General features: G+C 42.1%; 13 protein-coding genes. All 13 read right to left on the bottom strand.

The annotated features are described in order from the left end of the window. Nucleotides 1–8: 8 nt before the first annotated feature. Nucleotides 9–1,793 (bottom strand): glycerophosphodiester phosphodiesterase family protein, encoded by a 1,785-nt coding sequence (locus QRX23_RS06065; RefSeq protein ID WP_330155015.1) that lies wholly within the window; start codon nt 1,791–1,793, stop codon nt 9–11. Next, nucleotides 1,794–2,186, bottom strand: coding sequence for a hypothetical protein (locus QRX23_RS06070; protein WP_131473441.1), 393 nt, complete (start codon nt 2,184–2,186; stop codon nt 1,794–1,796). It lies immediately after the preceding gene. Further along, complete coding sequence (locus tag QRX23_RS06075) at nt 2,179–3,051, bottom strand: GH25 family lysozyme (protein WP_131473440.1); 873 nt, start codon at nt 3,049–3,051, stop codon at nt 2,179–2,181. The genes QRX23_RS06070 and QRX23_RS06075 overlap by 8 nt, the downstream gene beginning before the upstream one ends. A gap of 3 nt (nt 3,052–3,054) precedes the next feature. After that, nucleotides 3,055–4,107 carry a prophage endopeptidase tail family protein gene (locus QRX23_RS06080; protein ID WP_330155016.1) on the bottom strand — a complete coding sequence of 351 codons (1,053 nt, stop codon included), beginning with the start codon at nt 4,105–4,107 and terminating at the stop codon, nt 3,055–3,057. A 26-nt stretch (nt 4,108–4,133) separates the two neighbouring features. Continuing rightward, nucleotides 4,134–4,955: a phage tail domain-containing protein gene (locus tag QRX23_RS06085; RefSeq protein WP_330155017.1), complete on the bottom strand. Its 822-nt coding sequence runs from the start codon at nt 4,953–4,955 to the stop codon at nt 4,134–4,136. Nucleotides 4,956–4,975: 20 nt separating this feature from the next. Next, nucleotides 4,976–9,760: a phage tail tape measure protein gene (locus QRX23_RS06090; RefSeq protein WP_330155018.1), complete on the bottom strand. Its 4,785-nt coding sequence runs from the start codon at nt 9,758–9,760 to the stop codon at nt 4,976–4,978. Between the two features lie 18 nt (nt 9,761–9,778). Beyond that, on the bottom strand, nt 9,779–9,916 hold the full coding sequence (locus QRX23_RS06095) for a hypothetical protein (protein ID WP_330155019.1): 138 nt from the start codon (nt 9,914–9,916) through the stop codon (nt 9,779–9,781). A 62-nt stretch (nt 9,917–9,978) separates the two neighbouring features. After that, nucleotides 9,979–10,335, bottom strand: a complete 357-nt coding sequence (locus QRX23_RS06100) for a phage tail tube assembly chaperone (protein ID WP_330155020.1) — start codon at nt 10,333–10,335, stop codon at nt 9,979–9,981. A 96-nt stretch (nt 10,336–10,431) separates the two neighbouring features. After that, the gene (locus QRX23_RS06105; protein ID WP_330155021.1) at nt 10,432–11,040 is read right to left on the bottom strand and encodes a phage tail protein; all 609 of its coding nucleotides are present in this window, start codon (nt 11,038–11,040) and stop codon (nt 10,432–10,434) included. A gap of 39 nt (nt 11,041–11,079) precedes the next feature. Next, nucleotides 11,080–11,466, bottom strand: coding sequence for a DUF806 family protein (locus QRX23_RS06110; RefSeq protein WP_330155022.1), 387 nt, complete (start codon nt 11,464–11,466; stop codon nt 11,080–11,082). Then, the gene (locus tag QRX23_RS06115) at nt 11,466–11,945 is read right to left on the bottom strand and encodes an HK97 gp10 family phage protein (RefSeq protein WP_330155023.1); all 480 of its coding nucleotides are present in this window, start codon (nt 11,943–11,945) and stop codon (nt 11,466–11,468) included. The genes QRX23_RS06110 and QRX23_RS06115 overlap by 1 nt, the downstream gene beginning before the upstream one ends. A 3-nt stretch (nt 11,946–11,948) precedes the next feature. Further along, the gene (locus QRX23_RS06120; protein WP_150222754.1) at nt 11,949–12,281 is read right to left on the bottom strand and encodes a phage head closure protein; all 333 of its coding nucleotides are present in this window, start codon (nt 12,279–12,281) and stop codon (nt 11,949–11,951) included. Further along, complete coding sequence (locus QRX23_RS06125) at nt 12,262–12,600, bottom strand: head-tail connector protein (RefSeq protein ID WP_150222753.1); 339 nt, start codon at nt 12,598–12,600, stop codon at nt 12,262–12,264. Before QRX23_RS06125 ends, QRX23_RS06120 begins: the two co-directional genes overlap by 20 nt. Between the last annotated feature and the right edge of the window lie 31 nt (nt 12,601–12,631).

Below are 12,631 nucleotides of genomic sequence, written 5' to 3' on the forward strand. Positions count from 1 at the left end.
TCCTCCTTTTAAACGTAATACACGACTTCACCAGATACCCAGTAAAATGCATCGGCATTGTTAATGCTGTCCCAGTTAAGTCCAACACTGACTGATGCCTGATTGACATAGTTAGAATTTTGGTGGTCAATATCAAATGAACCCAGTGTAATATTATTGGTGGTACGTAACACAGCTGAAGCCCATACCTCGGAATTAGGACTTGCCCAGTCTGGAAGCTTGGCAATAATCGTGTGATGAGTTCGGTCACCACCATAAATGCTGAAACGTACCAAGATTTTACCTGGTGCAATCTCAGTCACGTATGAATACAGTGCTGTTTGACCAGTGTTGTTCTTCCAACCATTTTGTAACGTTAATTCGGCGTATCGCAATTCACCAGATAGGCTGTTGGTTGTAATGAAATCAACCCCCATGGCTAACAATGCATCACGCTTTGAGTCATCTGCTGTCGTCCATGCCCCAACTTTCAAGCCAGCATCGTGTGCCAATTGGACATTGCGAGCATTGAAGTTTGTGTTCGTGTAATCAGCGTCAATTCCTGAATTAACACCCAAGGCAGAAGCTTGGTCGATTAAGTCTTGCGTGAAATCACTGGTTAAGTAAGAGACTTCCACCAATGGCAAACGCTTCTTAACCTCAACCAATGAGTTGTAATCGAATGAAATGAAAATCATTTCCTTTTCAACGTTAAACTTCTTGATGATTGCCACCAAACTGTCATATGAAGCTGAGGTGTAATTATCGGTGCTGTCCTTTTTAATCTCGATGACAGGGGTTAATCGCTTATCCTTGGCAACGGTCAAAGCCTCTTCCAATGATGGGATAACCAATTCAGATGCTGTGTATCGTGAGGCTGAGCTTCCCTTGCTGATTGGGATTTTACGCAATTGGTCAAAGGTATAACTTGAAATGGCACCAGTTTTTGCCGTCATACGGTCAATGTTTCCATCGTGCATAACCACCCATCGTCCATCCGATGTTTGGTGAATGTCAATTTCGTATCCCGAGTGATTGCTGATTTTCTTCAAAGCAGGCAATGAGTTTTCTGGGGCAATTGCTTGCGCACCTCGATGAGCAAAGAAACGAGTTCCTCGCCTAAAGGCTTCATGACCCAATGCATCTGCGTATGAGTGTCCCGCAAAGTTATCGGTGTCACCTGCACTCTTAGCTTTATCAGCTGTACCGTGCAAATCTGCTGTGATACCACCCTTAACGGTTAATGACTTGCTGAATGTGTTATCACTGTTCAACAAAGCCACTTGGTTCTTGTTTACGGCGTCCGTTAAGACTTGAATTTTATCTTCCAGCGTATCGTAATAAGCGGTTAAGTCGTCAATCTTTTGCTCAACATCTGCAATCATCTTATCCACACTCGATAAGTAATCTTGTGACGCATTGGCTGAGATAATAATGCCATTCTCAAAGACTGTAAACGCAATGGGAATGGACGTAATCTTAACGCCGTTATCATCAACCACTGCAAGGTAAGCCTCTTGTACGTCACCCGAAGCTTGGTACACTTCGGCGGGAATAATCAAGTTAAACAAACCACCTTCATCGGATACACGGTCGTTAATGCCGTGAATAACCTTAATCTTACCTGCTGAATCTTTGACTTCCAATTGTACGTCTTGACCAGTTAAATCATGTGGGAATTGTCCATCCTTCAAAGCGAAGTATACGATACGTCCATTGTCCCCTTGACGTCCACTTAACTCATCAATCAGCGTTGCATCAGTTTTTGCTAACGTTGTATCAAGAATAACGAAACGTCCTTGTTTGTCTGCCATTTATTGCTCCTTAATACCGTTCAAATTGAACAGTTCTTTTAATTGTTTTGTTGCTGATGAAAGTCCTGCAATGGCATTATCATAGCCAGTCACAGCTTCATCAATACTGCCCTTGTCGATTGGAATATAACCATAACCACGAGCGTGATTACCTGAAATATCAACCAGATTGTAACTGTTGGCAATATCAGCCAAATCATTAAGTTTTGCAGTTAAGACCACCAACCGCTCATTCAAGTTTTCAAAGCTGGTGGCATCATATTGGTTGCCAACTTCTACCACAGGTAACTTACTTGGCGTCAGAATAACCATTTGGAACTTAAGCAAGCCCGCATATAATCCCGACAAGGTTTCATCAATTGCCGTTAATCGTGTTGCTAAATCCTTAAGCATCTTTCACCTCCACTGCTGACAAGACCCCTTTATCATCAACTGCCAATTGATACTGGGTACCATTTGGACTCGTTAAGACAAAGGGGTCTGCTTTTTGTTGATATTTCGTTAAGTCACTCTTCACGGCAACATCTGGCTTACCTGTCACTGCTTGCCAATGGGTGTACGCATAAGCTCGATTACCTTTGGCATCGGAGTATTGCACGATTGGTGTTTTGGTACTTGGTTCAGGGTCGGTGTTATCCTCATCGGACGTTACATAACTTTGCCAATCGTCCTTATCACCATAAAATAAGTCCAAATCCAAGTCGCCAGCATAACCAGCCAAACGTCCATATCCTGTGTATTGGCGGATAACAGGCTTACCAAAACTGCCCCATGCCGTACCGTCTTCCCATGGTTCTGCTTGATAACCAGTATGGGCAGTCGAAGCATACTGTGCGCCCCACAAGTCGTATTCGTTGGATACTGCTGACCAGTCGTATTGGTTAATCACACTCTTCGAGGTGTACAGCAAAGGACGTATCCCTGTTGCTTGGTAAACTGTGTCCAAAAATGTTTTGGCATAAGTTGGACCACTGGCAATTGCTTCACCTTCAAAGTCCAGCACCAATAAGGCTTTACCCATGTAACCTTTGATGTTACTCAAAAAGAACTTGGCTTCATCAATTGATCCAGCTCCTGTTGCATAATGGTAAATACCCACCAACTTATTCAGTTTCAAGGCTTGTTGAATTTGTGTATCTGCAACAGGTGAGACATAATCGGTGCCTTCAGTGGTTTTTACAATGACAAAATCACTCTCGACTGCTGATAAATCAATATCAGGTTGCCAGTTGCTGATGTCAATTCCATTTAATGACATGTCTTACACCTCCCCGATAGTCCACATGTTGCCGACTGCTGAATTCTTTGCGTTTGTTTGTGCTTGTTTTAATTGATTTAACTGTGCCCGCTGGACGTCCAAGAAATTAACTCGTGTATTGTTCAACGTAACTTGTTGTGGTGTAGTTGGACTTAACGGAAAATCAACCACTGAAATAACTTCAACCTTGGTGGTTATTTGTTGTGCAGGTATTTGCACCGTCCATTTTTCGCCAATAGTAACTGCTTCATTAACAGCAGTCGTCACGGTTAAACTGATAGTCGGTTCAAGCACAAATGATTGTGATGCCAACGTTTTCATAGCGTTCGTGTCGGTAATTGTATCACTCTCCACCCGAGCACCTTGTTTCAAGCCCCATTTGGCAATCGAAGCGTCATCTTGAACGATAAAAGCCTTGAATGCAGGTGTCTCAGCTGTGGAAACTGCTTGAACAGCATTAACCATCGTACTGCTATCGAATTGCAATTGTACCTGTGCTGTGTCGTACAGATAACGGAACACCTTGTTGGTATCTGTGACGTACGACTTTTCATCATATAAGTGAATGGTCATTCCATCTGGCACAATCGCATAAATACCAAAGGTACTCTTCAATGTGGACAAACCTTCGACAATTGGTGTATTACCAAAATCGGTTAAGGTTTTATTACCATTGAATGTGCCATGAATCTGATAAGCATACCCACCAGCCACGCCATCAAACAAGTATTTCAATGCTTGGGTCAACGTGAAAATGTTATCACCAGTTTTCACATTGTACTGGTATAACTGATTGAGTTGATAAAAGATGTGCATGGCTGTGATATTGATTGAATGGATACCACCAGCGTTATCATCGGTGGCTTGCTTAATCACGTACATTTGCCCATTGAAGATAATCAGGTTCTCAATTGTGAGTAAGTTGAATGCAATACTGCTATCATCATAAGCAGTTAAGTCCAATTGGTAAGCTTCGTTTTTCGTGCGTGTAATCTGCAAGGTATTAAAGTCAAAGGTTGTTAAGACTTGAGTGGTTGACTTGTCTCGTGATTGCACGACAACTTTATTCTTTTGGTATGCCATTAGAAGTAAAGGAATGGGAAGCTGAACGTGGTAACAGGGTTATTCAAGCCACTCACTTGAATGTTGTTGTATCCCTTTGCCAGTTCAATGTGTCCAAAGTCTGATGGAATATTGGTATCACCGTCAATACTTGGTACCACACCGTTTAATTGAAAGGTCTGCCCATCTCGTATGGGTGACGTGATGTTAATGCTGGTGCCATTCGTTTTGTTGCTAATGCTAAAACTTGACCCGACACCCGTTACTGAGATAACCAAATCATGATGCTGGATATATGGGTCGATTTCAATGTCGCTTGGATTGTAAATCTTGAAGTTACCCCCACGGTTTTGATACGTTAAATCTTCAACAGGAATACCTTGCCCAATGCCCAACGCACCCACTTTATCTGGTAATTCATCACTTCTTACAGCAGATTGTGCCATACCAGAAGGGTTCGTGAATACAAGGTCGACAGTGGCTTGTGTGGTGCCTTGTATAGGTGTTATATCGGTTGGTTGACCAATTACCCAATAAGCACGAGAAGGCTCCAGAGAACTTCTTAAGCGCATTAAATGACGTTGGTAAAAAGCTGATTGTACCTCTGCCTTTAAAGCCCGCAAGTCTGCCATGGACTTCCCTTTTAAGAATAGCGAAACCGTCACCGTGCTTGGATTGTAATTGCTGGAAATTAAGGCTTCCCCATCAGAACCTGCAATCTGTAAAAAGTTACCTGATAATTGTGGTGCGCTTGACTTCATATCCAGAAGTACCACTGAGGGTAATCTGGCAGTCAAGTCATATTCTTTTTCACCATAAGGCTGTACAAATAAATGACGCATTGACTGTTATGTCCTTTCGATTAAATTGATTGGAAATTGTGTTGTTGCTGTTGTAATCCCATCTGGTTCATTAACTGTGTTAAGCCCATTGATTGATTGCCAGCTTTGGTACTGGTTAATGCCTGTAATTGATCTTTGTTGACACCAAGGACAAGCGTTAATAACGTAATCAAGTTATCCAGCTTGCTCTCCACCTTCGATAAGTCGGTTTGTGAAGCAGTTGGTGTTTCATTACCATGGATACGTGCTGTTGTTTCAGCAAGTAATTCAGATGCACGAGGCTTCTTAGCTGGGTCAAGTGGAATAACCACTTCAGGCATATTCCGCTCAGCGATTTCATAAAAGCCGTGACTTGAAATGAAACCACCATTTTCGTAACCATGACCCTGTCCCAAGTAAGATAAGTCGTTACCATAACGATGCTTGGCGTAATTCAACCCAGCTAAAATGTTGTCATAGCCATTGAAAATATCGTGGTGACCGGGCAAGGCATAAGCGTTAAATGTTGGCGGAATGACCTGCATAAGCCCCTTAGCCAAGTTACCTGTCTTGTTGTTGATGTCACCAATGTTTCCCTGAACAGCTTTCGGATTACCGCCTGACTCAGTTTGAATTTGACGTAAGACTTTTTGCACCATTGAAGCAGATGTCGACAAACCAAGCTTACGCAAAGCCTTCTTAACATCATCCGCCCATGAGTGTACGTCACCATCGACACCAGTTGATGAGTCGTTTAATGGGGCAATGAACTTTTGTATCCAGCCCAACATGCCACCAGTTTGCTTCTTAATCAGCTTTGCCAGTGGACTGTCTGCTTTAACATCAGACTTTGACGAACCACTGCTCAAACCAAAGTCCAAGAATGTCGTTGCACCAGAAGCATTACGTCCATGATACGTGTGGTACTTGTGGTCACCATTCCAGTTGTATTCTTCACCAGAAATCTTATTCCCTTGCACACCTGTAACCATCGCAACGTGATTACCAAATTCAGAACCTTGTCCGTATACCGCAACAGAACCAACCTTTGGCTTGCTCATGTGTGGTACTTTTGCATTGACCCAGTCCATTCCATTACCAAGATGTGAGAACTTGGCTGTTGAAACACCTAAGTTTGCAAGGCGAGAGGCTACGAACGAAACACATTCTTTAAAAAAGTAACCCCAAGGGTCTGCACCACTGTCGGCAACTTTACCTTTGTAGCGATAATCATCGCCCTTCATGCCACCATCTGCACCAGCACTTGATGCATCATTAGCCATGTTCCAAAGAGTTGACCACCAGTCCTTAGCTTGACCTTTAACCTTGCTAAAGAATGCCCCACCAAAGTCCTTATAAACTGAGTCAAGTCCAGCAGTCTTCAAGCTCAATTTGCTCTCCAGTGTCTTAACTGGGTGGGCAACCGCATTCGTGATGAATTCCAACATCTTGGTGAATTTGGCAACACCATTCTTCAAACCTGACCAAGCATTGCCAGCAACATCGGTAACACCGCCCCATAGGCGTGACCAGAAGCCAGTACCAGAGGCAAAATGTGTAATACCTTGCATACGCATGAGCATGGCTGTTTCAGAAGCATTCAATACTTCTGTACCAGGTAACAACAAACGTTCCGTATTACGTCCCTGAACAAGCTCCGTGGCTCCATTTGGATGGATTAACATCTCCTTGTTACCAGTTGCTGGGGAGTCGTTTCCATCGTTTAGGACAGCGTGTGTCAGGTTCTTAATAGCACCAGTACCATTGGCGAACTTAACCTTAGGAATTTGACCGATGGCGTGTTTTGGACCACCAAAGTCATGGATTAACCCATTGATTCCAGAAATACCAGCGTTTGGTATTTTTATAACAGCGTTAATTCCGTCACCAGCAAGTTGTTTCATTCCTTCCCACATGTCAGAAAAGCCTGATTTGATGCCTTTCCATGTGTTACTGAATGCTGAACCAATCTTACCTAAGACATCATCAAAGGTATTCTTGATTGACCAGATTGCATCATGACCAAATTTCTTCATGCCATTCCAAGTATCACTAAAGAAGTTGGAAATACTTTGCCAACCCTTTGACCAGATTTTGCCGATGTCGTTAGTGGTGTCCCTGATGAACTTCAGAATACTGTTGTAAACCTTGGTAATATTACGCCACATGCCAGTGAAAATATTTGCAATACCTTTACCCATGTTGGTAAAGAACTTCAACACGTCCTTAACCAAATCGTTAATGGCTTTGCGGAACTTGGCGTTGTGCTTATACGTTAGGGCAAATGCACCAGAAATTGGGTTCACGATAAGTAACAGGATTTCCTTCCAGTCCTTTTTCATGAACTTCAAGATAGCCTTGAAAATGCTCAAGACCTTCTTGTAGGCTTCACCAAACCATTTGGCAATACCTTTAAAGAAATCCTGTGCTGATTTCACTAAGCCATTAACAAAATCACGGAACTTCTTATTGTGCTTGTACAACGTTGTTAAAGCAACAACCGTGGCTGTAATCCCTGTGATAAGCAAGATAAGTGGGTTCGCTTTTAAGAAGTTAAAGGCAAGTTTTATTCCACTACCTGTTACCTTGGCGGTCTTAACCAGACCAGCCATGGCAATACTGTAAGCTTTTGTGGCAACATTTGCTGTAAACTTCAACGACTTGGTAACAGCTTTACCAGTAGCAGAACCAGCCGTTTTGATTGCGGATAAGCTCTTCGTGAATGCCTTCTTACCTAAGTTGGCACTCCAGCTAAAGGCAGATTTGCCCCATTTCTTAGCTGTTGAACCAGTTGCCTTAATTGCACCCCATGACTTATCAAAGGACTTTTTACCCAATTTGGCTGACCATTTGAATGCTTTGCTATCCTTTGCCTTTTTAGCAACATTAACTGTTGAGCCAATGGCACCAGATACCTTGGACAACCCTGATATGGTCTTGGTGAATACAGTTAAGCCAGCCAATGTCGTTAAGATACCAACAATCAACTTACCGTGTTTACTGATATATTCAAGGGCTGGTGTAATGACTGCCATGAGCTTTGGCAAGTTATTAACTGCTGTTTCGATTAAGTCCTTCAATGCCTTTTGAAGTGGTTTCAAAGAGGCTTTAAGCTTCTCTGTTTCACCAGCATTTAAGGAAATACTCTTAACAGATGCTTCAGCAGAACGTTGCATGAGTTCAAATGGGTTGGACTCTTTTAATTGCTTTGATGTCTTATCAGCTGTCCCTTTAACGTCATCAAATTTCTTATTGGTTTTACCCAGTGACTCAATGACCTTCAAGGAATTATCTTCACCAAGTGCTGACCACAAGTTAGAAGCAATCGTGGCTTCCTTTTGCTTGTCGGTCATCTTACCCATTTCACCAGTGATTTGCTTGAACATATCACCAGCAGAAACCTTGCCCTCTTTGTAGCCCTTGAACATATCTTGGGACTTCTTTGAGAAGTTACCAATGGCTTGGTCCATTCGTCCATCAGTTAAACTGATTTGGAACTCTTTGGTGAAGTCGAGTAGCTTATCTCCGTTGTAAGCACCAGATTTCACACCATTATCAATCAATGCCATGGAGTCCTTCATGCTAAGCCCCATCTGGCTCAACTTTTGTGAATACTCCGCCATGTTGTCGGAAATATCACCAGCTTGGTCGTCACCTAACTTCTGGAGTTGGGTCATGTTATCGAAGTATTCTTGATAAGAAATACCCCAATTGCGAGTGGCTTTATCAGCACCCTGCATGACTTCATCAACATCAGCACCTGATTGCTTGGCATACGTGGATACCAGTTTGGTATTTTCACCAAGCTCTTTTACGGAAGCGTTGGGATTTAATTGAGCAAGTTTTGCGTATGTTTCTTGCAACTCATCAATGGAGTCACCATAACCTTGCGCATACAGCTTATTGATTTCAGCAATACCTGATTTGGCTTGCTTATAAGACAAGGTGGTCTTACCTTGCAGGGTGGATACTTCTGCTTGTGAGTCGTAAATCGACTTGACACCTTTGGCAACAGTAGCAAGTACCGCTGTTGCTGTTGCACCCATTGCAATCAACGCTTCTTTTGATTTACCAACTTTGCCCTTGAAGCCTTCCATTTTCGAACCAGCCTCTTCGGCACCGTTGTTCTTACCAATAGCTGATTGGGCACCGTCTAACTCAGCGAGTGATTGCTTTGATTTGGCAATACTGGTACCAGTCTTATCGAGTGCAATCTTTTGCTTACTGATTGAGTCAGCAGAGGCTTCACCAGATTCTGTTAATCGCTTTAATTCCTGCGATTGGGCTTCGTACAGCTTTGTTTGCTTCTCAAGAGTTGCCGACAATCCCTTCTTCTGGGCTTCATTGGCTTCGGTTTCTTTACCTTCCGCACGTAAGCGTTCAACCTGTGCATCAGTTTCTTGAATATTCTGGCGTATCTCTTTATTCAGTGAGGCAATACCTGACTCTTGTAAGTGGTAAGCCTGTTCTGCTTTGGCTTGTTGGGCAGTTAATGACGTCAACTTACGTTCAGCTTGTGCAATTTGATTCTCATACTTTTGATAAGTCTGCTCACCTGCCTCAGTTGATCGATTAACTTCACCTTGTTGACGCTTTAATTCATCAAGAACGGTGGATTGCTTACCAACTGCATCAGAAAGTCCCTTATAGCGTGCCTCAGAAGCACCAAGTTCATCACCTGAACGCTTTAATGAGCTTTCCATTTGCTTCCACTCGTTCGTGGCACCAGCAACGGACTGCTTCAATTGGTTAATTGACTGAACAGCTCCAGTTGTATCAAGCCCAATACCAGTTGACATTAAATTAGCCACTTTTTCTTTTGCCATTTAATTACCTCCTTTCTTTTAAGATAATGATTGCCATTGCTTGAACATATCATCTGGGTTCTGCATCTTATCCTCTTCTGATGTATTCAAAATTTCCATGAGAGTTTGATAATCAGCCTCTTCAATATCGTCCAAAGACCAATGCAAGTTCTGCATCGTATCTTTTTCGAATAAGTTTAAGTCTGCCAGATGATTGGTGTAAGCAATTTGACGTTCAGTTATGCTAAACCCTCACCGTCTTCATCAGCCTCGGCTTGTGCCTTCTCAATATCTGCATCAGACATTCCCATTAAGCGCATATTCAAGTATTGGGTAATTCGCATTAAATCATCTTGTGATAAATCTTCCAGCTTCTCTTGTTGTGGCTTTGATAGGTGCAACATGTCGACAATGTAGGCACTTAATTCGTCAAGCGCTTGCATCATACTCTTAAGTGAGTCAATAGGATTTTCTTGTTGGGCAATTTCTTGCATGTTAGCCAATTTCAATTGAATGCTGTATGTCTTTTTTAAATTTTTAACAGAGCCTTTTACTTCAAAAGGTTTTGCTGATAATTCCTTGAATAAAATCTTCATTTGGTACACTCCTTAAGTGTGGTGTGATGTATGTAGCGGGCTTCTCACCCCATTTGGATTGGTATTTATTCAGCTTCAATCGTTGCTGTGGTTAATTTATTCGCCAGTACCTGCTGGTGCTGATGATGGAGCACCAAACACGTCAGCTTCCATGGCTGTCTTATCGAACTTTGCGTCAAGGTCTGAATATACCTTCATGGCTTCGTTGTTCCACTCTTCAACACCAAATGAAGTGAATGTCAAAGAGTCATCAACACGCACTTCGTTGTTTGTATCAGTTTGGACATTAGCGGCTGTCTCCTGAACTTCACCATTGGCAAAACCAAAGTAAACAGAGTTTGTACGCTTAAGGTTTTGCGTCTCAATAGTCATGGCTACTCGTGGACGGTCTCCTTGTAGATAACCACCTTTGCCGTCTGATGCACGCCCCAAAAGCTTTTGCTTAATGTCGAATGGTAAATCATTGAAGTCAAGAGCGACACTTGGTTCACCCTTGGTTTGCGTTTGGTCAACCTTAGAGTTGTTACCATAAACAGCGGTACCATTTGCTGAAATGTTTGAAATGTTGGCTGACTTAGCACCTAACATCTTGGTGGTAACTGGGAATAAACCATTTTCAGATAGTCCAGCGTCACCTGTTAAAAGGTCGCCTGTTTCTTTGTCACGTAATGCAAGTGTAATAAGTTTTAATCCTGCGATTGCCATATAATTAAATCCTTTCAAATAAAAAGATGAGGTCAACCATTACAGGTCAATCTCATCAAGTGTTAGTGTTTTATTCACATCAATATTTTTAATCATCTGTTGCTCATCTGTTTGGCTTATATCCAAGTACCGTGGTTGGCTGTCTGTAATACGCCATTCCTTCGCTTCTAAGGCTTTGTACAGCATGATTTCCTTACCAATCAGGTTCTGTTCATCAAGTCCATAAAAGACTTGCAAACGATAACCAAAGTCCATGCCATTGAATGTGCTGTTACCATAATCTGATGCAGAGGAATTGTTCTCTGTAACCAAGACTTGCGTCACATGCTTATCGTCAATCACCTCTTCTGGAATGGCATAAAGGTATACTTGCCAATCAGGGAATACGTCATGAACCACGTTCTTAATTTCAACCACTGGTGTCATTAGTTATCTCCCTTCTTTTCAAGAATTTTATTGTATGCCTTTGCTTCAGCTTTCAACATTTTTGTCTTAACATTCGGGTTATCCCACAAATCAGCAATAGCATGGTCAGCAGTAACCGCCACTTGACCTGGATGTTTATACTTGCGCCCTTTTCTGGAGTACATCGGAAATTTGGTTCCATTCTCGATAAAGTTTACAATATAAGCTTTATTCTCTGGAAATCCAACGGTAGAAGTACCATCTTTCATGCCATCAACATTGGTATTTTGCATAATCACAGAGTCGGCTAAGTGTGGATCTTTACCTGTTTCACGTTCCCGGTAATGATTGGCTTTATACTCAGCTTCAAGCTCTTTTTGAAATACCTCTGCGCCTGCTTTGGTAACTTTTGCTTTGTCTTCAACTGGTAAATTGATGGTCAAGTCTTCAGCCTGTTTAACAAAGTCCTCAAAGAACGCCTCGAATGATTGTTCTGCCATACGCTATGCCCTCCGCTTCAATGTCACGAAGTCATACGTGTTGTAATTGTTTGACTCATCTGGGCTGTAGCTCACCAAGTCATACATGACATCATCAATCTGAACAACTTTGATTGCTTCAACTTTTGGGTTATGACGAACAATAATCACCTTGGTGTTTTCTAATGCTGTTCCTTGGATTTGATACTGTTGGTTCAACGTACGTGTCTTAGACGCGTACCATAAACTAAATGCTTTAACGAATGTTTTTTTCATTGAACCGTTGTCAGGATTTTGAACCGTCTGAACTGTTCCAAAATCGGCACGTCTATTAAGCTCAAATGGAGTTATCGTCATCAAATACCCCCTTATCTGCTAAATATTTGGCATATACGCCACGTAATTGAGCAATGATAGAATTAGTCGCTAAATCAACCGGAAACGCCGCAACTAATGACAATGATGTTCTGAATGTATAATAACCGCTTGCCAAAGCAATAATAGCGACATCCATTAGTGTAGTAACTGATTTATCTTGATAAAACTCATCTTCATCAACACCAATGGCGTTTTTGATATAGTTTTCAGCTGCTACTAAATAACCATCTAACAAGGTATCATCAGCTGTTCCATCAATTCGCAATGAAGTTTTTAAATCTTCTTTTGAAACTGCCATATCGCCTCCTCTCTAAAACCCGCTCATGCTT

This window comes from Weissella paramesenteroides, from assembly GCF_036327715.1.
Taxonomy (GTDB): domain Bacteria; phylum Bacillota; class Bacilli; order Lactobacillales; family Lactobacillaceae; genus Weissella; species Weissella paramesenteroides.

What these genes read in the sequence shown, in the direction of transcription:
- QRX23_RS06100 (WP_330155020.1), bottom strand. Translation starts at nt 10,335, where the DNA reads ATGAAGATTTTATTCAAGGAATTATCAGCAAAACCTTTTGAAGTAAAA.
- QRX23_RS06085 (WP_330155017.1), bottom strand. Translation starts at nt 4,955, where the DNA reads ATGCGTCATTTATTTGTACAGCCTTATGGTGAAAAAGAATATGACTTG.
- QRX23_RS06075 (WP_131473440.1), bottom strand. Translation starts at nt 3,051, where the DNA reads ATGTCATTAAATGGAATTGACATCAGCAACTGGCAACCTGATATTGAT.
- QRX23_RS06125 (WP_150222753.1), bottom strand. Translation starts at nt 12,600, where the DNA reads ATGGCAGTTTCAAAAGAAGATTTAAAAACTTCATTGCGAATTGATGGA.
- QRX23_RS06095 (WP_330155019.1), bottom strand. Translation starts at nt 9,916, where the DNA reads ATGCAGAACTTGCATTGGTCTTTGGACGATATTGAAGAGGCTGATTAT.
- QRX23_RS06120 (WP_150222754.1), bottom strand. Translation starts at nt 12,281, where the DNA reads ATGACGATAACTCCATTTGAGCTTAATAGACGTGCCGATTTTGGAACA.
- QRX23_RS06115 (WP_330155023.1), bottom strand. Translation starts at nt 11,945, where the DNA reads ATGGCAGAACAATCATTCGAGGCGTTCTTTGAGGACTTTGTTAAACAG.
- QRX23_RS06090 (WP_330155018.1), bottom strand. Translation starts at nt 9,760, where the DNA reads ATGGCAAAAGAAAAAGTGGCTAATTTAATGTCAACTGGTATTGGGCTT.
- QRX23_RS06105 (WP_330155021.1), bottom strand. Translation starts at nt 11,040, where the DNA reads ATGGCAATCGCAGGATTAAAACTTATTACACTTGCATTACGTGACAAA.
- QRX23_RS06070 (WP_131473441.1), bottom strand. Translation starts at nt 2,186, where the DNA reads ATGCTTAAGGATTTAGCAACACGATTAACGGCAATTGATGAAACCTTG.
- QRX23_RS06110 (WP_330155022.1), bottom strand. Translation starts at nt 11,466, where the DNA reads ATGACACCAGTGGTTGAAATTAAGAACGTGGTTCATGACGTATTCCCT.
- QRX23_RS06065 (WP_330155015.1), bottom strand. Translation starts at nt 1,793, where the DNA reads ATGGCAGACAAACAAGGACGTTTCGTTATTCTTGATACAACGTTAGCA.